The organism is Roseivirga sp. UBA1976 (assembly GCF_002336325.1).
Lineage (GTDB): Bacteria > Bacteroidota > Bacteroidia > Cytophagales > Cyclobacteriaceae > Roseivirga > Roseivirga thermotolerans.
Window position 1 is genome coordinate 13,444 of the sequence record NZ_DDDQ01000090.1, and the last position, 20,701, is coordinate 34,144.

Sequence of the window (20,701 nt, forward strand, 5' to 3'; positions counted from 1 at the left end):
GCCTGTTCGAGATTATTGGTTATTCGGTTAATTACCAAGAACGAAACTTCTCTTTCCTATCCTGAGCATGGCCGAAGGATCTGACACAGGGTCTGTTCGAGATTATTCGTTATTCGGTTAATTGCTAAGAACGAAACTTCTCTTTCCTATCCTGAGCATGGCCGAAGGATCTAACACAGGGCTTGTTCATTGTTTATCGCCTATTATTGAAACTGAGACTATACTACAATCAATCCATAACAACGTTGGGAGAAACAAAGTAATGTCGTAAAAAGCATTACACCACACAGCAAAAGCACTCGCTTCTCTTTACAATTAGCCATACTTGACAACAACGCAGACTAGAAAAGAATTAGTTGCGAACTGGCCTTACCATTTAGAATTTGAGACATAAACATCTATTCATTCGAAAACCTATCTTTGCAGCATGCAAAATCTCCTGCAAAATGATGATACGATAATCGCTTTGGCCACCCCCCAGGGAGTTGGTGCCATTGGGGTAATTCGTTTAAGTGGAAAAGAGGCAATCAACATCACCAATAAGGTTTTTAAAGGAAAAGACCTTGCAAAACAGGAGTCACACACGATTCATTTTGGTACAATTCGCGATGAGGACAACCGCATTTTAGATGAGGTGTTGGTTTCATTGTTCATTGCCCCAAAATCCTTTACCAAAGAGAACGTGGTAGAAATATCCTGCCATGGCTCCAACTTCATCATCAAGCAGATTATCCAACTTTTGATCAGAAAAGGAGCCAGACCGGCCAAGCCGGGTGAATTCACCAAACGTGCCTTTATGAACGGACAGTTCGATTTAGCTCAAGCTGAAGCAGTGGCCGACCTCATCAATGCCGATACCGAAGCGGCTCATAATGCAGCTCTGAATCAGATGCGTGGTGGGTTCTCTGGTGAGATCAAAAAGCTTCGCGAGGAGTTAATTCATTTTGCCTCTATGATTGAGTTGGAACTCGACTTTGGCGAAGAAGATGTAGAATTCGCTAGCAGAGATGACCTGAAAGACCTTGTGAACCGACTTTTAACGGTTGTAAATGCGCTTATACAAAGTTTTGACCTGGGTAACGTGATCAAAAACGGAGTACCCACGGTGATTGCCGGTAAGCCCAATGCCGGTAAATCTACCCTTCTCAACGCCCTGCTAAAAGAGGAAAAAGCCATAGTTTCCGACATTGCCGGTACTACCCGCGATTTTATCGAAGATGAAATCGTGATTGGTGGAGTAGCCTTCCGATTTATCGATACTGCGGGTTTGCGTGAAACTACCGATGCGATTGAGAAAATTGGGGTGGAGCGAACCCAAGCCAAAATGAAAACGGCATCCATGATCATCTACCTTTTCGACCTTTCTCAGGTAGATATTGTGGAAATGAACAAGGAGATCAATGTACTCGAAAACACTGGGGTGCCATTCCTGAAAGTCGGTAACAAACTGGATAAGGTAGATGAAGCTTTGGTTGAAAAGCTCCAAAATCAACACCCTGATATGCTTTTCCTTACCGCCAAAGAGCCGGAGCATGTGGAGTTGCTCAAAGAGCGAATTCTAGAACTCGTGAACCTCAACAAGTTCAAACGGGGCGATACCGTGGTGACAAATATCCGTCATTACGACTCCCTCTTACAAACCAAAAATGCCCTCATGAACGTCATCGAAGGCATTGACAACCAAGTCACCAATGACTTTGTGGCCATGGATATCCGCCAAGCGCTCCATTATCTTGGTGAGATCACCGGAGAAATCACCACAGATGATTTGCTGGCGAATATTTTCAGCAAGTTTTGTATCGGAAAGTAATTACTTTTCACTTTATACGCTAAACCCTTCTTTTAGTGCATTTTAAGCTGTTTTTACTTCTTTTATTTGTTGCTAACCCTCCCTTTTCCCCAAACCAACTTCTGCGAATTATTTGCTTTTACTACGCTATTCGTTTCTTATATTAACCAAATATTGACAAGTCATAAAATAACAGGTCATGCAATTTGGTGAACGAATAAAAGAGCTGCGTGAGCGTAAAGAACTTTTGCAACGCCAACTAGCCGCCAGTCTTGAAATAGACACTCCTATGTTCAGTAAGATAGAACGGGGCGAAAGACGGGCTAAACGAGAACAAGTGCTCTTGCTTGCAGACCTTTTAGATACTGATGTACATGAGTTGCTAACCATTTGGTTAGCAGATCAGGTATATGACTTGGTAAAGGATGAAGAAGATGCTCAGAACGCCCTTAAAGTGGCAGAAGAGCGGGTAACATATAACACTCAAAAGAAATAAGAATGCAGCTATTTGAGCATGTAAAAGAAGTACTATCTAAGAATGAGTCATTCTGTAAGGATGGTAAGCTATTTAAGAATAATGTGGTAGAAGCCGCCTTAAAATTAGATGCTGAACTACTCACAATTCTATTAAAAGATGATACCACCAAAAAGCATTTCTTCACCACCGTTCCTGACCGAACGAAGGGCGGTGAAGGTGTCCAGGTGTTTGATAAAGTGAAGTTCCAACAGTTTGTATCTAACAAGCAGTTCTTACCCGATAGCTATACTGCCTTCAAAAACAAGATTGGCCTTACGGCAAATGGTGAATACCTCACAGAAGCGAATGAAGTAGTGCTTGATTTTCCATACAAAGACTGTGTGCTTGAAGGTGGGCAAACCAAAGAAGACCAAAAGAGAAAAGAGATTTTTTGGAATGAAACCTTAGCAAGTGATGAAATAGACCGATTGTTTGAGCCGAAAGTCCTTAACAATTGGAAGAAATACGATAAGAAAGGTGAACATGTGCCAACAACTGTTTCTAACAAGGATAATCTTATGATAAAAGGAAATAACCTTCTTGCGTTGCACTCACTGAAAACGGTTTATAAAGGGGAGGTAAAGCTGATATATATTGATCCACCCTACAATACAGGTGGAGATGGATTTGGGTATAACGACCGTTTTAACCATGCAAGTTGGTTAGTGTTTGTCAAAAATAGATTGGAAGTTGCAAAAGAGCTGTTAACTCATGATGGCTCAATTTGGATAAATATTGATGACGATGAATCTCATTACTTGAAAGTGCTTTGCGATTCAGTTTTTGGTCGTGAGAATTTTTTAGCAAATGTCATATGGCAGAAAAAATATGCTGCTTCAAATGACACAAAAGGAATTGCTGATTTTCATGATCATATTCTTGTATATCAAAGAAGTGACCGTTTTGAAAGAAACCTACTACCTCGAACAGAAAAGCAAAACAAGCTCTACAAGTATGATGATAACGATGGAAAAGGTCGATGGAGAAGCGATAATTTATTAGTCCGTTCCTTTTCTGAAGATTATGTCTTTCCGATAACAAATCCTAACACGAAAAAAGAATACCTCCCAAAGCAGGGAAGCTGTTGGAGAGCAAATAAAGAAACAATTGAAAAGTGGTTAGAAGAAAACCGAATCTTCTTTGGAAAAGATGGTAAAGGTGCCCCTCAACTTAAAAGATACCTAAATGAAGTACAACAGGGAATAGTTCCAGGTTCTATTTGGCTATTTGATGAAGTTGGACATAATGATAACGCCAAGAAAGAGATAGAAGCAATTTTCGGCACTAAGGCTTTTATGACCCCTAAACCCGAACGATTATTAGAACGCATTATTCATATCGCCACTAAAGAAGGTGACATAGTCCTAGACTTTTTCGCAGGAAGCGGCACAACAGCGGCAGTAGCCCATAAAATGAAGAGGCAATTTATCACGATTGAGCAAATGGACTATGTAGAATCGGTGACCAAATTGAGATTGAAAAAAGTAATTGAAGGCGAGCAAGGGGGTATTTCAGAAAAAGTCAATTGGAAAGGCGGTGGCTCATTTGTTTATGCTGAATTAGCTGAAAATGCAGCAAGCTACATTTCCAAAATAGAAACTCTTAAAAGCACTAAGGAAGCGATTGCCTTATGGAATGAATTAAAAGAAGAGCCCTTCATTTCTTACCGGGTATCACCTTCTGAATTTGATGCCAACATTGATTCCTTTGAGCAATTAGAGCTTGATGACCAGAAGAAATTATTGATCTCCACCATTGACAAGAATCACTTGTACATAAACTACGCAGATATTGAAGACAAGACCTACAATATCTCAGAGGAGGAAAAACGTCTTAACCGTGATTTTTATAAGATGTAAGGATGACCAGGATTGATTTTGTGCCAAAGGAAAAACAAGATGAGCTTACCCATAAGATCATTGGATGCGCTATGGAAGTTCATAACACATTGGGCAATGGTTTTCAGGAAGTGATTTACCAGCGTTGTTTGTCTTTGGAGTTAGCCAATCAGGGTATAGAACATAGAAGGGAAGTAGAGATGCCCATTTTTTACAAAGGGGAAGATGTAGGCTTACGCAGGGCAGACTTTTTAGTAGAAGGCTTTGTGATGGTGGAATTAAAAGCGGTTATTAAGCTGGAAGATGTGCATTTAGCTCAGGCTATGAATTATCTGGAAGCATACAATTTGCAAACAGGGTTGCTAATCAATTTCGGTGCAAGAAGTCTTCAGTTCAAACGCATTTTCAATAAATCATGGCAATTAAATAATCCTAAAAATCAAGGTGCAGACAAATGAAACAAGACATAATATCAGGCCTTACCCAAACATTTGAAGATTACGCCAACAAAACGGAAAGTGGTATTGAGTTTTGGTTAGCAAGGGATTTACAACACTTGTTAGGTTATTCAAAATGGGATAATTTCTTGAAGGTCATTCACAAAGCCAAGACTTCATGTGAAGCCAGTGGCAATGATATTGACGACCATTTTGCTGAAGTCGGGAAAATGGTCAATCTAGGCTCAGGTTCACAACGCGAAGTTCAAGATTTCATGCTTACTCGCTATGCCTGTTACCTCATTGCTCAAAACGGAGACCCAAAGAAAGAAGCGATAGCATTTGCACAAAACTATTTTGCAGTACAAACCCGCAAGTTGGAGATAATAGAGCAAAGAATAAAAGATTGGGAACGTCTGCAAGCCAGAAGCAAACTCTCTTTATCTGAAAAAGAACTGAGCACGCTAATCTTTGAAAAAACAGGTAGTGACAGAAATTTTGCGTTAATCAGAAGTAAGGGCGATACTGCCCTGTTTGGTGGTAACTCTACAAAGCAAATGAAAAAACGTTTGGGCGTTCCTGACAATCGGCCATTGGCAGACTTTCTACCCACCATTACGATTAAGGCTAAAGACTTTGCTACGGAGATTACCATTTTCAATACCAAGGAGAAAGGACTATCCAGTGAAAGAAGTATTTCAGCAGAACACATTACCAATAACCGCTCGGTAAGGAAAATACTTTTAGACAGAGAAATTGTACCAGAGAACTTACCGCCCGAAGAAGACATAAAAAAGTTAGAGCGCAGAGTTAAATCTGAAGAAAAGAAATTAGGCATAAGTCCAGACTCCTTAAAAGACAATAATAATGAGTAGTCAAACCCTAGAACAAAAGATTTCAGCAGGGTTTGAAATGGGCGTTCCTCGTCCTGAAATTCCTGCATATATAACAACGAATCTTAATCCTAAGTTTGAGCTTCGCCCCTACCAGGAAGAAGCCTTTTCAAGGTTCATTTTTTATACAGAAAAATATCCGGGCAAGATTTTTCCTACTCAGCTATTGTTTCACATGGCTACAGGTAGCGGTAAAACTATGATGATGGCAGGCTGCATGCTCCACCTATATGAGTTGGGCTACCGAAACTTTATATTCTTCGTAAACAGCAATACCATTATTGAGAAGACCAGAGACAATTTCTTGAATGATGCCTCCACAAAATACCTCTTTGCTGAAACGATTTCTATTGCGGAACAAAGGATTAACGTTAAAGAAGTTGAGTCTTTTGAAGGAGTAAATGAAGACGATATAAACATAGTGTTCACCACCATTCACGGTTTACATTCAGACCTAAACAATCCCAAAGAAAACAGTCTCACCTATGAAGATTTTGAAGACAAGAAAATTGTCCTGATTTCTGATGAAGCCCACCACATTAACGCTGATACTAAAAACAATAAGAAGCTGACCAAAGGTGAATTAGAAGACAAGTTGAGTTGGGAAAAGACCGTGACCAAAATCTTCAATGCTTCAAAGGATAATTACCTATTAGAGTTTACTGCAACAGCTGATTTAGCCAATGCAGCCATTGCGGAAAAGTACAAGGATAAACTCATATTCGATTATCCCTTAAAACAATTCAAGAAGGATTTATACTCCAAAGAAGTGAAGATTCTACAAGCGGAGATAGATCCATTTCAAAGAGCCTTACAGGCAATTATTCTGAACCAGTACCGCAGAAAAGTATTTGAAAAGAATGGTTGGCACATTAAGCCTGTTGTACTCTTCAAGTCAAAAAAGATTGATGAAAGTGCAGCTTTCTTTACAGAGTTTGTGGAAGGGATTAAATCCCTGTCCAAATCCGATATTGATAAAGTCTATGCGGCCAATACCAACAACGCCATAACAGAAGCAAAGGCATACTTTGAATCCAATGGAGTTACTATTGAGAACCTGATTCAAGAGTTGAAAGAAGACTTCTCAGAAGACAAATGCATTTCAGTTGACAGCAAGTCTGATTCAGAAGAAAAGCAGCTCATAATCAATAACCTAGAAGATGAAAACAACGAATACCGTGCGGTATTCGCTGTTGATAAGCTCAATGAAGGTTGGGACGTGCTTAACCTATTCGATATTGTAAGGCTTTATGATTCCAGGGATGCCGACACTAAAACAGGTAAAGTTGGAAAGACTACCATGTCAGAAGCTCAGCTTATTGGTCGTGGTGCTCGTTACTGTCCTTTCAAATTGTCAGAAGACCAAGACAAGTACAAAAGGAAATATGATAAGGACCTTACCAACCCTCTCCGAATTTGTGAAGAACTGTACTATCATGCAGCCTATAATCCTCGATACATTTCTGAACTGAATAAAGCACTTGAAGACATTGGTCTGAAAGACTCAAAAACCAAGCAAGTAGAATTGTTCCTGAAGCCCGAGTTTAAAGAAACAGACTTCTACAAGAGCGGCCTTGTCTATGTAAATGAAAAAGTGCCCAATCAACGGGAAGAAGTAAAAGAACTGCCAAAACACCTGAGAGATAAGGTTCATAAGGTAAAACTCGCTACAGGTTACACCAGTGTAAGCATTGCTTTTCAATCTTCAACTGACAACCTTCAAAGAGACCAAAAGACCTACAAGCTCAATCAGATAGATTATAGAATCAGACTGAAAGCATTGAGCAAGCTCAAGTTCTATCGTTTCAACAACCTAAAAAAGCACTTTCCTCATTTGGATTCAGTTGAGCAGTTTATTACAGATGATAACTATGCCAATACCATTTCAGTAGAGTTGTCGGGTACAAAAGAACAAGTAGAATCTCCTACTCCCGATATGTTTCTTCAGGCCTGTATTCAAGCCTTTGATGATACGGCCAAACAGATTCAGAGCATTGCCATTGATTTTGTTGGTTCTAAATCCTTCAGGCCTAAAGGCTTGCCGTATTTGTTCAAGGACAAAGTATTGAACATTACTGTAAATGAAGATGGTGATGCAGAATATGGCCGTTCACAGGCAGCACCTAGCAATGCAGACCTTCTCATTGATTTAGGCCAAGAAGAATGGTACGCACACAATGACAACTACGGTACTTCAGAAGAGAAATACCTTGTCAAGTTTATCAAGCAAGCCCATACAGAACTATCAAAGGAATATGAAGATGTGTACCTACTCAGAAATGAAAGATTCTTCAAGCTGTTTGCCTTTGATGATGGCCGTGCAGTAGAGCCTGATTTTGTGCTTTACCTGAAAAAGGAAGTCGAGAAGAAGTACCTATTCTATCAAATCTTCATAGAGCCAAAAGGTCAGCACCTAATCAAGAATGATGAATGGAAGCAGGAATTTCTAACCCAGATTGAAGAAGAATACCAACTTGAAACAGTCTTTGAAAATAAGGAATACAAATTGGTGGGGATGCCGTTCTACAATGAGACCTTAACAAGGACAGATTTTGAGAAGAAACTACAAGAGTACTATGGATAACAGCCTCACCCCCAATCAATCGGAGTTTCTTCTTTATGTTTCCCAAAGTGGAGAGGTAAAGGTAGATGTGCTTTTACAGGATGAAACCGTATGGCTTACCCAAAAAGCCATGCAAGAGTTATTCGATAGAGACAAACGAACCATTAGTGAGCATATTGGTAATGTATTTGAAGAAGGCGAATTAGAGCGAGAGTCAACTGTCCGGAAATTCCGGACAGTTCGAATGGAAGGCGAAAGAGAAGTATCCCGTGAATTGGAATATTACAACCTGGACGTAATCATTTCAGTTGGCTATCGGGTAAAGTCGCAACGGGGTACACAGTTCCGTATTTGGGCTACTAAGATACTCAGGGAATACATTATCAAGGGCTTTGCCATGGATGATGAACGTCTCAAGCAAGGTTCTGCCCTATTCGGTAAAGATTATTTTGATGAATTGCTTGAACGTATCCGTGAGATACGAGCCAGTGAAAGACGATTCTACCAAAAAATCACCGACATATACGCTCAATGCAGTATAGATTATGACCCTAAGGCAGAGATTACCCAAACCTTTTACAAAACAGTTCAAAACAAACTTCACTGGGCTATTACAGGCCATACCGCAGCAGAAATTATAAAAGAACGTGCCGATTCGGACAAACCCCACATGGGGCTTACCACATGGAAAAACGCCCCACAGGGCAAAATCCTGAAAACAGATGTATCGGTAGCCAAAAACTACCTGAGTGAAAAGGAACTGAAAGACCTAAACCGTATAGTGACCATGTACCTTGACTTTGCCGAGCTACAAGCTGAAAAACAAAATCCCATGAAAATGGTGGATTGGGTTAGCCGCTTAGATGCTTTTTTACAATTCAATGACTACAAGGTGCTGAAAGATGCGGGTAAAATATCAGCCTCTATTGCCAAGCAATTAGCCGAAAAAGAATACAGTAAATACCGAGTAGTACAAGACAAAGAGTTTGAATCTGACTTTGACAAAGAAGTGAAGCGAATCACCAAGAAAGGCAAAGGCAAGAAATGAAAAGTTCGCTATTCTTCAACATACTGACATTCGATTGGCCTAAAATGCCAATCACTTTTTACTTTTCAGATCAGGACATTCCCGAAATGGTGGCTCAAATCGCCCCTCATTTCGTAGGTGAAGAAATACCGCCTTACGGCAAGAACAATTTGTGGTTTTTGTAAACACCAATCTATACCAAGAATAAATTTTTGCTACTCAAAAAATCCTATCGTAATATTGCAATGACATAAATAGAGCATATGGGAGTAACGAAAACAGACCTATTCACAGACGTACAGAATGAAATTGCAGTAGCAGCAAAGGCGTTTGCCCACCCTGCCCGTGTGGCAATCATTCAATACCTGTTAAAGAGCAATGCCTGTATCAACGGGGATTTGGTTCAAGAATTAGGGTTGGCACAGGCTACCATCAGTCAGCATCTTCGGGAACTAAAAGACATTGGCATTATCCAAGGAACTATTGATGGTTCTCGAATTAGCTATTGCATCAATCCCGTTCGGTGGGCAGAGATCAAAGGCCAATTCAACGAAATATTCAATCAATTTGATACTCCTTCATCGGGTGAATGTTGCTAAAAAAATTTGTTTAATCGTATCGTAATATTGCAATAACATAAATAGAAATGAACTTATCAGAAATCAAATCAGCTTTATCTCAGGTCAATGAGGTGATATTCACCCTGCCTAATGGCGAACAGGTGCCACCACACTTTCATGTTACTGAGGTGGGCAACATTCAAAAACATTTTATTGATTGTGGAGGAACTATCCGCAAAGAATCCGTCATCAACTTTCAATTGTTCACCGCTACGGACTATGATCATCGGTTGAGTGCTCAGAAACTTCGCTCAATCATCGAACTATCAGAAGAGAAGCTTGGACTGGAAAATCTGGAAATTGAAGTAGAGTATCAGGGAGACACCATTGGCAAGTATGGCTTAGAATTTCAAAATGGAGTTTTTCAACTTACATCTACTCAAACCGATTGCCTGGCAAAAGACAAATGCGGTATTCCTCAGGAAAAGCCAAGAATAAGACTGTCAACCCTGCAAGCTCAAGAGAGCGGCTGTACTCCGGGTTCAGGTTGTTGTTAACTAAATAATAGACTTACATATCAATGCAAACACAAAAAATAAAGATGCTTCCAACGCTTGAAACTACTATAGAAAAAGCAAGGCAATTAAATATCTCAGACGAACGTATTCAGGTGCTTAATCCGCTAATCGAATACATTCAATCTAAAATCGATCAGGGAAAAGACATCAACCTTAATTTTATCTGTACACACAATTCTCGAAGAAGCCAGTTTGCGCAAATCTGGGCACAAACAGCAGCGGACTATTTCGGTATTCCTGCCAATTGCTATTCAGGTGGTGTGGAAGTAACAGCATTCAACGAACGAGCAGTTGAATCGATTAAAAGAAGTGGTTTTAGAGTTACAGCCAAAGGCGACACCAATCCTGTTTATTTCGTATTCAATTCAGACGACAATGAGCCGATCAGTGCATTTTCAAAGCTCTTTGATGACCCAATCAATAAAGCAGACCAATTCGCAGCGGTGATGACCTGTTCTCATGCAGATGAAAACTGTCCGTTTATTCCCGGTACAGAAAAAAGAATACCAGTTCGGTATGAAGACCCAAAGGCATTTGATGATACCCGTGAAGAATCAGCAAGGTATGACGAACGGTCTATGCAAATTGCCAGTGAAATGTTTTATGTATTCTCAAAAGTGAACATGCCCAAATGACGACCAAAAGAAAAAAACTCAGTTTCCTTGACCAATACTTAACCCTTTGGATATTCCTTGCAATGGCCATAGGTGTAGGTATTGGCTACCTGTTTCCTTCCACATCAACTTTCATTGATTCTTTCAGCAGTGGAAGCACCAATATTCCGATTGCTATTGGGTTAATCCTGATGATGTACCCACCATTAGCCAAGGTGAATTACAAACTTCTTCCACAGGTCTTTAGAAATGTAAAAGTCCTATCCATTTCGCTTGTACTCAATTGGATAATTGGCCCTGTGTTGATGTTTGTTTTGGCGCTGATCTTTTTACAGGATTATCCTGAATACATGGTTGGATTGATACTTATTGGCTTGGCCAGATGTATTGCCATGGTACTCGTTTGGAACGATTTGGCAGAAGGTAGCAGTGAGTACGGAGCTGGTTTGGTAGCCCTCAACAGCATCTTTCAGGTATTTGCATATAGTTTCTATGCTTGGATTTTTATAACGGTACTCCCCCCCTATTTCGGCTTTGAAGGTGCGATTGTGGACATTTCCATTGCCACCATTGCCGAAAGTGTAGCTATCTATTTGGGCATTCCATTTTTAGCCGGATTGTTGAGCAGGGTTAGTTTGGTGAAAGCAAAAGGAGAAGAATGGTACAAAAGCAAATTCATCCCAACGATTTCACCGATCACCTTAATTGCCTTGCTGTTTACTATCGTTGTAATGTTCTCGTTAAAAGGAGAATTGATTGTTCAAATCCCAATGGATGTAGTGAGAATAGCCGTTCCGCTATTGATCTACTTTGCTATCATGTTCCTGATTGGTTTTTTTGTAAGTAAAGCAATGGGCGCAGAATATGACAAAAATGCAGCAGTAGCCTTTACAGCAGCAGGAAATAATTTTGAATTGGCCATTGCTGTTGCTATTGCAGTATTCGGTCTTAATTCAGGTCAGGCATTTACAGGTGTGATTGGACCATTGGTGGAAGTACCTGCATTGATTTTATTAGTTAGAGTGGCTTTTTGGCTGAGGAACAAATATTATTCGGAAAAAAAAGGGCAGTAAATCAAGCACTGCCCTTTAATTGCAACCGCTCATAATTAAAAAGATTAAGCAATAGCAATTTTTGCTCAACAGTCTTTTCCAGCTTCCTCTTTTTTGTGGATTCCAAGCTGAGCAAACCATCCTTATAGGTAGTTTCGATCTTATCAACATTTATTATGTCGGGCAGATTGAAACTTGTCTGAAAGACTGGTAGCCCAGAAGTATCCCGTGAGTCATTTATTTACTGCTTTATTCTGTCAAACCATTCTCTTTAGTAACTCCCACTGGATGCGCCCCACCATCGGGTTGTCCGGGTTGCCGTTCATCAACGTCAAGCAGTAAGCCACTTTCGACATTCGCCAGTCCGTTTCCAGAGTGTGTAGAATTTCGTTGGCCAGGAACCTTCTGCGAAAGTGCCGTTCCAATGGCAGACCGATATTGCTACATACCCGCATGGCCCTGGCAATGGCCATTTCCATGTCACGGTCTGACTGGTAAATGTTTTCCAGCGATGCAGAAGTGAACTGCATATCGAGTTCCTTGATGGCTTCTATGAAGTCCCTAATGTGCCTGGGCATAGGTTGATTTTCCAGGATAATGATTTCATTTCGTCCTGACATTGTGTTTATGCGTTTTGGTTGATCAAATCAATTAACTGCTGTTTGGTAGCCACTCCGGATTGTCTCCAAACGGGCTGCCCTGTTTTAAACAAGATCAAGGTGGGTACACCGCGTACCTGATACTGCTGCGCAAGGCGTTGGTTTTTGTCCACGTCTATTTTGATGATGCGTGCCTTTCCTCCAATTTCAGAGGATACCTCTTTCAGTATTGGGGCTTGCATTTTGCAGGGGCCACACCAGTCAGCATAGAAGTCTACCAACACAGGCTGATCTCCATTGATAATATGGTTAAAGTTTCCTTTCATGATGCATATACTTTATAGAAACTGTCTTTCAATTTTTTAATGAGTTCTTTTTGCTCACCAGTTAATTTCTCCGGCAATTTTACCTGTAGTTTCACGTACAGATCTCCATAAGACAACTTGCCGTAAACAGGCATACCTTTTCCTTTCAACCGTAATTGTTTTCCGTTTTGGCTTCCTTCCGGGATTGTGATGTTTACCTTTCCGGACAGGGTCTGGATTTCCTGCTTTCCTCCTAATAGAGCGGTGAACAAATCCACGTGTGCCTCCATGTACAGGTCATTGCCTTTGCGTTCATAGACAGGGTGTGGAGACACATGGATGGTGATGAACAAATCACCAGCCTTACCGCCTCTACCTTTTTCACCTTTTCCTTTTGCTCTCAGCTTCAGCCCATTATATACTCCAGGCTTGATTTTTAATTTTATCTTTTCATTACCTAAGCCTACGATACGCTCAGTCCCGGTGTATGCTTCCTGTAGCGAAATGGTCACTTCCCCGGCCAGGTCACTGCCAGTCATATTGGCACCAAAACCCGAGAAACCTCCCGAGCCTGAAAAACCACGTCCCTGCCGTGCACCTCCTCCAAAGAAAGACTCAAAGAAGTCTGAGAAGCCACTGCCGCCACCTCCAAAAAATTCGTAAGGGTCGCCTTCAAACTCATAATAGTATTGCCCCTCAGGACCGCCTTGCGAATACCTGGCCCGGCCACCACCAGCGAATGGGTCATAGCCTGCATCTTTATATTGCTTCCAGTTAGCACCTAACTGGTCATATAGCTTTCTTTTCTCAGGATCACTCAATACCTCATTAGCCTCACCGATTTCCTTGAATTTTTCTTCGGCTACCTTATCTCCAGGATTTTTATCCGGATGGTATTTCACCGCCAACTTTCTGTAAGCCTTTTTGATCTCGTCCTGAGAAGCTGTCTTGGTAACACCTAGTATTTTATAGTAATCCTTGTATTCCATTGTTTTTTTATAAAGATGAAAATAAAAAGGGCCACATGGGCCCCTCAATTGTTTGTTATTCTCAATATTTTGAGCCTCTCAATCATTAGGAAATTTGAATTGATTTCCTGTTGGGTTTCACACCTGTAACTTTGCCTACCTTGATTTTGAGCACGCCATTTTTCATAGAGGCGTCAATCTCATCCGGGTTGGCATTTTCAGGGAGCTGAAACATACGCTGGAATGAGGCATAGCCGTATTCCCTTCGCATCCAGTTGCCTTCATTCTCTTCTTTTTCATATTGCTTTTCAGACGAAATGACCAGGCAGTTGTCTCGCACTTCCAGCTTTATGTCTTTTTTATCTATGCCGGGCACTGCCACTGATACTTCAAAGGTTTTTCCCTTGTCGCTGATGTTTACAGAAGGCACACTGGCAATAGCTTCTGTATCACTTATCTGGTCATCTATCTTTTTACCAAAGAATTTTTCCACTACGTTGGGAAACTTTGGTTTTAAGTTTTTGGTCCATTTGAATAAGTCCATATCTATATATCCTTTAGGTTCAACAATTCATTTCATTCTTGTCAGGAGGCTTGCCGAGGCTATCTCCTTATCTTTATCCATCACTCAAACCTTTTTCTCGGTTGGGTAAATAACTTGGTCGAATGTTTTTTTTCAAAGTTCATTTCGCCTAACCGACATTTTTGAATTAGCCAATATTTTTTTTATGGTAGTCAGGGGGAGCGTTTTGCTCAACCCCCGTCCACCGAAACATGACACTTATAGGCCAAATGCGTAGTAGTAGGTACCTGGAATATTCTCATAAACACCTTCCACCAGCACACCGCCTTTCTTATTTTCCAAGGCTTTGGCCAATTCTTCTGTGTCCTTGATCACACGGCCATCAACCTTGGTGATGATAAATCCCTCTCGCATTTCGGTATGCTTCATTAGCTTACCGGCATATAGCTTTTTCACTTTCACTCCACCATCTATGTCCAGCTTTCTGGCCAGGGCTTTATCCACATCTTCAAACTCAGCACCCAGTATGTTGAATATTTCTTTACGGTTTTTGGCCAGGAACTTGGTTTCTCCCTCACGGTTTTTAAGCTCTACTTTTACCTCCATTTCTTTACCGTTGCGGTTTATTTTCAACTTCACTTCATCACCAGGACGGTGACGGGCAATCATTTCTTGCAGCTCAGGTGCAGTACTTACTCCAACGCCATTCACCTCCAGAATTACATCACCACTTTCAATTCCTGCTGTCAGGGCAGCACTGTTTACAGCTACGCTATCTACATAAACTCCTTTGGTTACTTCCAGGTCTTTTTCCTTGGCGAGGTTGCCGTCAACACCGCGAATGGTCACACCCAAATATCCTCGTTGTACAACACCGTACTTGAGCAGGTCTTCCACTACTTTGTTCACGATGTTCGAGGGAACTGCAAATCCATAACCTGCATACGCTCCGGTAGGGCTGGCAATGGCTGTATTGATACCCACCAGACCACCTTGTAGATTCACCAGAGCACCACCACTGTTTCCAGGGTTGATCGCTGCATCAGTCTGAATAAAGGATTCAACAGCATATTGGTCGCGAAGAATATTTATGTTCCTGGATTTAGCACTCACGATACCTGCCGTTACGGTGGAGTTTAGGTTAAATGGATTACCTACTGCGAGCACCCACTCACCTACCTTCACATCATCTGAGTTAACCAGCGGCAATGAAGGAAGATTTTTTTCCTTGATCTGTATCAGCGCAAGGTCAGTGCTAGGGTCTGTACCTACTACTGTGGCTTTGTAAGTGCGGTTGTCGTGAAGCGTAACTTCAATATCATCTGCATCCGCAATTACATGGTTGTTCGTCACAATGTAACCTTCACTGTTGATGATTACACCAGAGCCGGTTCCAACACGGACTTGAGGTTGCTGTGGAGTTTCATAGCGATAGTATCTCTGTCCTTGGTCGGGACGACCAAAAAATTGATCCATGAAATTATCGCCAAAGAAATCCCTAAAAGGATCAGGCAGCTGACGATATTGCTGTTGATCGCGTGCGGTATAGTTACTGGTTTGCGTGGATTTAATGTGTACCACGGCATCCATCACTTTTTCGGATACTGCAGTAAAATCCAACGGCACAATCTCATTGTTCTCATCAAGGGTGTATAAAGCACCTTTAGAAGGTGTACCGTTAACGTGTTCTATTCTTAATGTTTTGGCACTTGGCACTACCTCTGGGGCGACCCAAATCACACCCAAAGAAACTACCAGTGCGATGATTCCCGATACGATGTGATTTTTCATTTTCATTATCTTTTAAGGTTAAACATTCGTGTACAATCATGCAGCTTGTTTCCAATCCGGGTCTTGATTCAAATCAAGCTTCTTCGTCATTTTTAGTTTCTTTGAAAGAAAGACCCTTTTCATTTTTTCTCTACTCCCCATAAGCCCCATTGTAAAACTGATGGCGAAGAAGAGGGCGATATTGAGAAGTGAGACCAGGCTAATACCCAATGCTAACTTGTCCATACCTACCTCCTTGTTTTAAATCATACCTCACTCAATAGATCAGAAATTCACTGACTTTACTTGTTGATAAAACTCAACGTATGGGCTGTAAGAAGTCACCTTTAAATGACTTCTTACTGTCTTCATGAATTACTTAATACTTATGGTTTTAGGTGGTTGTGGCTTAGCTTCTTCCTTTTTAGGAATAGTAATGGTCAGAATACCATCTTCATAAACCGCCCCAATTTTCTGTTCATCAGCAGATTCTGGTATTGTGAACGCTCGCTGGAATGAACGATAAGCAAACTCTTTGCGAGAATATCTGAAGTTATCATCCTTGCTATCTTCTTTCTTCTCAGAAGAAATTGTCAGAAGGTTGTTGTCCAACTGGATGTTGAAATCTTCCTTTTTCATTCCGGGAGCTGCCATCTCCACCATAAAGGCATCATCGTTTTCTTTGATGTTTACCTTAGGTAATGTTGTGTCAGTTGAAGAATAATTTTGTCTTCTCCAATCACCTAATTCGGTGTTGAAAAAATCGTCAAACAGACTGCTGAATGACGGATTTGATGTTCTTACAAGTGCCATTTTTTTCAGTTTTAGTGTTTAACATTTATGTCTGAAATCCGATAGACAAATGGTATTCCAGTTGAATTATTTGGAGAAAATACGTCATTATGTCTGTTTTTGAATAAAGAAATAGCCTAAATATGCCATTATGACATCTTATAGGCCGGAATACACATATGGTTGCTTACCTGCGTGTAAAGTGCACCGTCTCCTATTCCCTGTGTTGTGGGGTATTTACCCATTCGCCTCAGGCAAGTTCATTGCGTTCGTTGGTACCTCACTCTTTATAATCACCAAAAATCATTAAGTATTTGCTTAAATATTAAACTATTTTCCTTTTCTTAGCGTTTATTTAAGCAGCTCCTTAAATACAGTTTATTATGACCAAAACATGTATCAGAGTTTATGCGGACGTTGAACAAATCAATCAATGTAAGCAGGATATCGAAAAAGTGGAGGAATCGGTTAGCCAAATAGCCAAAGCCCTTAACCTTGCTGGTAATGAAGTGCGTTTAAAAATTCTCTTTTTACTGGAAAAAGAATCCAAAATGTGTCCTTGTGACTTAAGTGATATTTTGAACATGACCGTTCCTGCAATATCCCAGCATCTAAGAAAATTAAAAGATGCAGGTTTAGTGGAAACCAAGAAGGTTGGTCAAACTATTTTCTATTCAATATCAGAATCAAACACCAATATTCTGAATCCCATTTTTAAGTTGTTGGTATCCGAAAAAGTATCGATATCATGAAGAATAAGCAATCAAATTCATTGGCAGTCACAAGCCTATTGACGGCTGTAAGCGCATCTCTTTGCTGTATCACTCCGGTACTGGCATTACTTGCTGGTTCAAGTGGTATTGCCGCAACACTCTCGTGGTTAGACCCCTTTCGCCCTTGGTTGATAGGGATTACCGTGGTTGTATTAGCCTTTGCATGGTATCAAAAATTAAAACCAAAATCGGCTGAGGAAATTGCATGTGAGTGTGAGGATGATGACCTGCCTACCGGCAAGGCAGGAAAACCCTCCTTTTGGCATTCCAAGAAATTTCTGGGTATAGTGACAGTGTTTGCAGCGGTCATACTTGCTTTCCCATATTATGCTGATGTCTTTTACCCCGAAACCCAACTATCAGTATCCGAGAATGCTAATCTTGAATCGACTTATGAAATTAATATTACTGGAATGACCTGTTCAGGATGTGAGGAACATGTAAAACTTGAAATTGGCAAACTTTCAGGTATTTCAGGGTTAGAAGTTTCTTATGAAAAAGCTAATGCCGTAGTGACCTTTGATGAGTCAAAAACAAATATTAATGAGGTTAAAGCTGCTATAGATAAAACTGGTTATAAAGTGGAATCCATAAATAAACAATGATGAGCGAAGTAGTTCTTGAATCCACAATCACTTGTCCCAATTGCGGTCATAAAAAAGAGGAAATTATGCCTACTGATGCCTGCCAATATTTTTATGAATGTGAAAAATGTCACCAGGTATTAAAGCCTCAATCAGGGGATTGTTGCGTGTATTGCAGTTATGGTTCTATGCCTTGTCCCCCTATTCAGTTAGATAATGGCAAGTCATGTTGTCAAAAAAAATAGAGATAAGCAAAGTTAGGCGGGTTCGCACAAGCCCCCTGCACAACCGTGATGTCAAGGTCAAGCCCTTCGGGTTTTGAAAAAAATCTCCACCCTACGGGTAGTATTTTTCCCAAAAACCTTGTCAACCCTGTTACACCCGCCTTTTCAAGAGCTTTCTCTTTTCTTTTTTTCCCTTTTTTCTTTTCTCTTTTGAAAATGTCTGTGCGAAGCGCAGCGAGTGATGGTACCCCAGAAATTAGGACAGTATGTTAACCCGTTGGGTGAAATAGATTTCTGATGACTTGTTGAGTCAGATATTGGGTTAAGATACTGAAAATCAGTATCTTAATAGTGATCAAAAAACCCAATATCCATGTCAAATATAGTGAAGAACTACCAGAAAGTATTGCATACCATTTTACCTATCTATGAAAAGTTTGAGCACTTACCTAAGCCGGGAAGAAAACCAAAAATGTCTGATATTGAGGTAGTTGCACTCAGTCTGACTGCTGAGTATATGTCCATTGATAGCGAGAACGCACTGTTCAAGCAACTTCAGGGTGCTCGAATTGATAATTTGATAGAGCGAAGCCAATTCAATAAAAGACGCAGACATCTGTTCGGGTTAACTGAGAAGGTGAGAAGAGAACTGAGCAGGTACTTTGTTGAAAATGAAGACTACTTCATCGTAGATTCTATGCCCATGGAAATATGTAAATGGTCCAGACATAGCAGGGCCAAAATATGTAAGGGTGACTATCAAACCAGTCCGGAAAAGGGATACTGCGCCTCACAGGGCAACTGGTTTTATGGCTATAAACTTCACGGGGTCTGTAGTGCATCAGGGGTGTTCGCTTCTTTGGAAATTACAAAAGCCAACGTGCATGACATCGCCTTTCTTAACGAAATAAAGCACCAACTCTCTGACTGTGTCTTACTTGGAGACAAAGACTACCTTTCGGCAGATTGGCAACTGGACTTGTTTGAAACAGTCAACATAACTTTAGAAACACCTATGAGAAGCAATCAGAAAAATTATCGCAAACAGCCATTTGTGTTTAGAAAGACAAGAAAGAGGATTGAAACACTTTTCTCTCAACTCTGTGATCAATTTATGATCAGAAGAAACTATGCTAAATCATTCTTAGGGTTTAAGACAAGGGTGCTATCCAAAATTACAGCAATGACTACAGTACAATTCCTCAACAGATTTGAGTTCAACAGAAATATCAACAACCTTAAAATGCCAATCGCTTAATTCACCCAACGGGTTAAAGAAGGTATAGACTAACAGCAACCTTGATTTGAAATGGTTACAGGGCCCAACCACTTATCGTGAAAAGGTTCGGGTTATCGAAAGATTCCGTTCAGTGATCGAAAATTTGCTTCTACCTTGTTAATACTGAGCATTTTGGGAGGAAATCGAGTGAAGCATGAAGAATTTATTGTATTTAATCCTCCCCCTCCTTATCGTATCGTGTATAGAAGAGCCACCTTTCGAAGAACCGGCAGAGAACTCTTCTTCCCTTACCGATTTCAGCTTCGACTCGTTTAATTTCGAAACCTCTCAAATGGTAGCCCTAAACATTACGGACTACACCAAAGGAGCCGCTAAATACCGAATACACTACTTATCGGGTGGAGAATCGCTCTCCATAGGCTCATTTATTAAGCAGAGTGGTGGGCTAAGTATCGAGCAGTTATTGCCAGCCTCCGTCAGTGAATTGTATGTTACCAAAATCAGTGCTGATGGTACAGAAACCTTTTCTATGCCGGTAAGTGGTGCTTCAGCAAACCTTACCATTCAACAGACAGCTGCCGGTAGTGTAGCCAATAGCAGCTCCGACTGTATAGACCATCTCTATGCCGTTAATAATAATGGAGATTTCTTTACCATAGATATCTTTAACTCTTCCTTTACTCCTACCGACTTGAGTCAGCTTCAAGGGGGCGGATCCATAGCCAACGCTCTCGATCAGGCCAACGGAATTATGTATTACAACGTGGGAAAAACACTCTATGCCTACGATATTGCCAGCAGCATTTTCTCCGTAAAACATACCAACAACCCCTTCAATGGCAACTACCCTCGCCTCGAGTATAAAGACGGTTACTTCTACATGAGCAACAAAAATATCATGCACAAAGTAGAAGCAGCCACAAACAACCTGGTAGCCAGCTACACCATCAACGGATTCATCAACAACAGCGGTGGTGGCGACCTGGCATTCGACTCGAACGGAGAGCTTTATCTGGCTTGTTTTTCAGGGCTGTATAAATTCACTTCAATAAACG

Annotated in this window: 25 protein-coding genes; 17 read left to right on the forward strand and 8 right to left on the reverse strand. The window is 40.8% G+C overall.

What is annotated here, in order from left to right; translation table 11 throughout:
• Nucleotides 1-427 precede the first annotated feature (427 nt).
• From mnmE to arsB, 12 genes are all read left to right on the forward strand, one after another.
• Nucleotides 428-1,810, forward strand: coding sequence for a tRNA uridine-5-carboxymethylaminomethyl(34) synthesis GTPase MnmE (mnmE, locus tag B3763_RS08795; RefSeq protein WP_286745770.1), 1,383 nt, complete (start codon nucleotides 428-430; stop codon nucleotides 1,808-1,810).
• Nucleotides 1,811-1,988: 178 nt separating this feature from the next.
• The gene (locus tag B3763_RS08800) at nucleotides 1,989-2,285 is read left to right on the forward strand and encodes a helix-turn-helix domain-containing protein (protein ID WP_286745772.1); all 297 of its coding nucleotides are present in this window, start codon (nucleotides 1,989-1,991) and stop codon (nucleotides 2,283-2,285) included.
• Nucleotides 2,286-2,287: 2 nt separating this feature from the next.
• Nucleotides 2,288-4,165, forward strand: coding sequence for a DNA methyltransferase (locus B3763_RS08805; protein ID WP_286745774.1), 1,878 nt, complete (start codon nucleotides 2,288-2,290; stop codon nucleotides 4,163-4,165).
• Between the two features lie 2 nt (nucleotides 4,166-4,167).
• Nucleotides 4,168-4,602 (forward strand): GxxExxY protein, encoded by a 435-nt coding sequence (locus tag B3763_RS08810; protein ID WP_286745776.1) that lies wholly within the window; start codon nucleotides 4,168-4,170, stop codon nucleotides 4,600-4,602.
• Nucleotides 4,599-5,456, forward strand: a complete 858-nt coding sequence (dinD, locus tag B3763_RS08815) for a DNA damage-inducible protein D (RefSeq protein WP_286745778.1) — start codon at nucleotides 4,599-4,601, stop codon at nucleotides 5,454-5,456. Before B3763_RS08810 ends, dinD begins: the two co-directional genes overlap by 4 nt.
• A complete protein-coding gene (locus tag B3763_RS08820) occupies nucleotides 5,449-8,058 on the forward strand; it encodes a DEAD/DEAH box helicase family protein (protein WP_286745780.1) in 2,610 nt (869 codons plus the stop codon). Before dinD ends, B3763_RS08820 begins: the two co-directional genes overlap by 8 nt.
• Nucleotides 8,051-9,085 carry a virulence RhuM family protein gene (locus tag B3763_RS08825; protein ID WP_286745811.1) on the forward strand — a complete coding sequence of 345 codons (1,035 nt, stop codon included), beginning with the start codon at nucleotides 8,051-8,053 and terminating at the stop codon, nucleotides 9,083-9,085. The genes B3763_RS08820 and B3763_RS08825 overlap by 8 nt, the downstream gene beginning before the upstream one ends.
• On the forward strand, nucleotides 9,082-9,249 hold the full coding sequence (locus B3763_RS08830) for a hypothetical protein (protein WP_286745782.1): 168 nt from the start codon (nucleotides 9,082-9,084) through the stop codon (nucleotides 9,247-9,249). Before B3763_RS08825 ends, B3763_RS08830 begins: the two co-directional genes overlap by 4 nt.
• Before the next feature lie 78 nt (nucleotides 9,250-9,327).
• A complete protein-coding gene (locus B3763_RS08835; protein ID WP_286745784.1) occupies nucleotides 9,328-9,663 on the forward strand; it encodes an ArsR/SmtB family transcription factor in 336 nt (111 codons plus the stop codon).
• Between the two features lie 47 nt (nucleotides 9,664-9,710).
• Nucleotides 9,711-10,181 (forward strand): DUF6428 family protein, encoded by a 471-nt coding sequence (locus B3763_RS08840; protein ID WP_286745786.1) that lies wholly within the window; start codon nucleotides 9,711-9,713, stop codon nucleotides 10,179-10,181.
• Between the two features lie 23 nt (nucleotides 10,182-10,204).
• Entirely contained in the window at nucleotides 10,205-10,837 is a 633-nt protein-coding gene (locus B3763_RS08845) for a protein-tyrosine-phosphatase (RefSeq protein ID WP_286745788.1), read from the forward strand.
• Nucleotides 10,834-11,889 (forward strand): ACR3 family arsenite efflux transporter, encoded by a 1,056-nt coding sequence (arsB, locus tag B3763_RS08850; protein WP_286745790.1) that lies wholly within the window; start codon nucleotides 10,834-10,836, stop codon nucleotides 11,887-11,889. The genes B3763_RS08845 and arsB overlap by 4 nt, the downstream gene beginning before the upstream one ends.
• Nucleotide 11,890: 1 nt before the next feature.
• Here the strand turns inward: arsB and B3763_RS19055 are convergent, their stop codons facing one another.
• The 8 genes from B3763_RS19055 to B3763_RS08885 form a co-directional block, all read right to left on the reverse strand.
• The gene (locus B3763_RS19055) at nucleotides 11,891-12,109 is read right to left on the reverse strand and encodes an Hsp20/alpha crystallin family protein (RefSeq protein WP_353884909.1); all 219 of its coding nucleotides are present in this window, start codon (nucleotides 12,107-12,109) and stop codon (nucleotides 11,891-11,893) included.
• Nucleotides 12,110-12,125: 16 nt separating this feature from the next.
• The gene (locus B3763_RS08855) at nucleotides 12,126-12,488 is read right to left on the reverse strand and encodes a hypothetical protein (RefSeq protein ID WP_286745792.1); all 363 of its coding nucleotides are present in this window, start codon (nucleotides 12,486-12,488) and stop codon (nucleotides 12,126-12,128) included.
• 5 nt (nucleotides 12,489-12,493) lie between these two features.
• A complete protein-coding gene (trxA, locus tag B3763_RS08860) occupies nucleotides 12,494-12,793 on the reverse strand; it encodes a thioredoxin (RefSeq protein ID WP_286745794.1) in 300 nt (99 codons plus the stop codon).
• Nucleotides 12,790-13,761: a J domain-containing protein gene (locus B3763_RS08865; RefSeq protein WP_286745796.1), complete on the reverse strand. Its 972-nt coding sequence runs from the start codon at nucleotides 13,759-13,761 to the stop codon at nucleotides 12,790-12,792. Before B3763_RS08865 ends, trxA begins: the two co-directional genes overlap by 4 nt.
• 85 nt (nucleotides 13,762-13,846) lie before the next feature.
• A complete protein-coding gene (locus tag B3763_RS08870; RefSeq protein WP_286745798.1) occupies nucleotides 13,847-14,284 on the reverse strand; it encodes an Hsp20/alpha crystallin family protein in 438 nt (145 codons plus the stop codon).
• A 237-nt stretch (nucleotides 14,285-14,521) separates the two neighbouring features.
• On the reverse strand, nucleotides 14,522-16,054 hold the full coding sequence (locus B3763_RS08875; RefSeq protein WP_286745800.1) for a Do family serine endopeptidase: 1,533 nt from the start codon (nucleotides 16,052-16,054) through the stop codon (nucleotides 14,522-14,524).
• Between the two features lie 36 nt (nucleotides 16,055-16,090).
• Nucleotides 16,091-16,279, reverse strand: a complete 189-nt coding sequence (locus B3763_RS08880) for a hypothetical protein (RefSeq protein ID WP_286745802.1) — start codon at nucleotides 16,277-16,279, stop codon at nucleotides 16,091-16,093.
• A 129-nt stretch (nucleotides 16,280-16,408) separates the two neighbouring features.
• On the reverse strand, nucleotides 16,409-16,846 hold the full coding sequence (locus B3763_RS08885; RefSeq protein ID WP_286745804.1) for an Hsp20/alpha crystallin family protein: 438 nt from the start codon (nucleotides 16,844-16,846) through the stop codon (nucleotides 16,409-16,411).
• Between the two features lie 362 nt (nucleotides 16,847-17,208).
• On the opposite strand from B3763_RS08885, the gene B3763_RS08890 reads away from it, so the two are divergent.
• The 5 genes from B3763_RS08890 to B3763_RS08910 all read left to right on the forward strand — a co-directional run.
• Entirely contained in the window at nucleotides 17,209-17,577 is a 369-nt protein-coding gene (locus tag B3763_RS08890) for an ArsR/SmtB family transcription factor (RefSeq protein WP_286745806.1), read from the forward strand.
• Nucleotides 17,574-18,203 (forward strand): mercuric transport protein MerTP, encoded by a 630-nt coding sequence (gene merTP / locus B3763_RS08895; RefSeq protein WP_286745808.1) that lies wholly within the window; start codon nucleotides 17,574-17,576, stop codon nucleotides 18,201-18,203. Before B3763_RS08890 ends, merTP begins: the two co-directional genes overlap by 4 nt.
• Nucleotides 18,203-18,427: a GDCCVxC domain-containing (seleno)protein gene (locus B3763_RS08900; protein ID WP_286745813.1), complete on the forward strand. Its 225-nt coding sequence runs from the start codon at nucleotides 18,203-18,205 to the stop codon at nucleotides 18,425-18,427. The genes merTP and B3763_RS08900 overlap by 1 nt, the downstream gene beginning before the upstream one ends.
• Nucleotides 18,428-18,779: 352 nt before the next feature.
• The gene (locus B3763_RS08905; protein WP_422662591.1) at nucleotides 18,780-19,664 is read left to right on the forward strand and encodes an IS982 family transposase; all 885 of its coding nucleotides are present in this window, start codon (nucleotides 18,780-18,782) and stop codon (nucleotides 19,662-19,664) included.
• Between the two features lie 175 nt (nucleotides 19,665-19,839).
• A partial coding sequence (locus B3763_RS08910) for a hypothetical protein (protein ID WP_286745810.1) occupies nucleotides 19,840-20,701 on the forward strand: 862 nt, incomplete at its 3' end.

Excerpts from the sequence above, each read along its gene's own strand:
- arsB (WP_286745790.1), top strand. The coding sequence starts at position 10,834 with ATGACGACCAAAAGAAAAAAACTCAGTTTCCTTGACCAATACTTAACC.
- mnmE (WP_286745770.1), top strand. The coding sequence starts at position 428 with ATGCAAAATCTCCTGCAAAATGATGATACGATAATCGCTTTGGCCACC.
- B3763_RS08865 (WP_286745796.1), bottom strand. The coding sequence starts at position 13,761 with ATGGAATACAAGGATTACTATAAAATACTAGGTGTTACCAAGACAGCT.
- B3763_RS08890 (WP_286745806.1), top strand. The coding sequence starts at position 17,209 with ATGACCAAAACATGTATCAGAGTTTATGCGGACGTTGAACAAATCAAT.
- B3763_RS08835 (WP_286745784.1), top strand. The coding sequence starts at position 9,328 with ATGGGAGTAACGAAAACAGACCTATTCACAGACGTACAGAATGAAATT.
- B3763_RS08900 (WP_286745813.1), top strand. The coding sequence starts at position 18,203 with ATGAGCGAAGTAGTTCTTGAATCCACAATCACTTGTCCCAATTGCGGT.
- B3763_RS08875 (WP_286745800.1), bottom strand. The coding sequence starts at position 16,054 with ATGAAAAATCACATCGTATCGGGAATCATCGCACTGGTAGTTTCTTTG.
- trxA (WP_286745794.1), bottom strand. The coding sequence starts at position 12,793 with ATGAAAGGAAACTTTAACCATATTATCAATGGAGATCAGCCTGTGTTG.
- B3763_RS08805 (WP_286745774.1), top strand. The coding sequence starts at position 2,288 with ATGCAGCTATTTGAGCATGTAAAAGAAGTACTATCTAAGAATGAGTCA.
- B3763_RS08825 (WP_286745811.1), top strand. The coding sequence starts at position 8,051 with ATGGATAACAGCCTCACCCCCAATCAATCGGAGTTTCTTCTTTATGTT.
- B3763_RS08855 (WP_286745792.1), bottom strand. The coding sequence starts at position 12,488 with ATGTCAGGACGAAATGAAATCATTATCCTGGAAAATCAACCTATGCCC.
- B3763_RS08800 (WP_286745772.1), top strand. The coding sequence starts at position 1,989 with ATGCAATTTGGTGAACGAATAAAAGAGCTGCGTGAGCGTAAAGAACTT.
- B3763_RS08830 (WP_286745782.1), top strand. The coding sequence starts at position 9,082 with ATGAAAAGTTCGCTATTCTTCAACATACTGACATTCGATTGGCCTAAA.
- B3763_RS08810 (WP_286745776.1), top strand. The coding sequence starts at position 4,168 with ATGACCAGGATTGATTTTGTGCCAAAGGAAAAACAAGATGAGCTTACC.
- B3763_RS08845 (WP_286745788.1), top strand. The coding sequence starts at position 10,205 with ATGCAAACACAAAAAATAAAGATGCTTCCAACGCTTGAAACTACTATA.
- B3763_RS08870 (WP_286745798.1), bottom strand. The coding sequence starts at position 14,284 with ATGGACTTATTCAAATGGACCAAAAACTTAAAACCAAAGTTTCCCAAC.
- B3763_RS08905 (WP_422662591.1), top strand. The coding sequence starts at position 18,780 with ATGTCAAATATAGTGAAGAACTACCAGAAAGTATTGCATACCATTTTA.
- B3763_RS08820 (WP_286745780.1), top strand. The coding sequence starts at position 5,449 with ATGAGTAGTCAAACCCTAGAACAAAAGATTTCAGCAGGGTTTGAAATG.
- B3763_RS08885 (WP_286745804.1), bottom strand. The coding sequence starts at position 16,846 with ATGGCACTTGTAAGAACATCAAATCCGTCATTCAGCAGTCTGTTTGAC.
- dinD (WP_286745778.1), top strand. The coding sequence starts at position 4,599 with ATGAAACAAGACATAATATCAGGCCTTACCCAAACATTTGAAGATTAC.
- merTP (WP_286745808.1), top strand. The coding sequence starts at position 17,574 with ATGAAGAATAAGCAATCAAATTCATTGGCAGTCACAAGCCTATTGACG.
- B3763_RS08840 (WP_286745786.1), top strand. The coding sequence starts at position 9,711 with ATGAACTTATCAGAAATCAAATCAGCTTTATCTCAGGTCAATGAGGTG.
- B3763_RS08880 (WP_286745802.1), bottom strand. The coding sequence starts at position 16,279 with ATGGACAAGTTAGCATTGGGTATTAGCCTGGTCTCACTTCTCAATATC.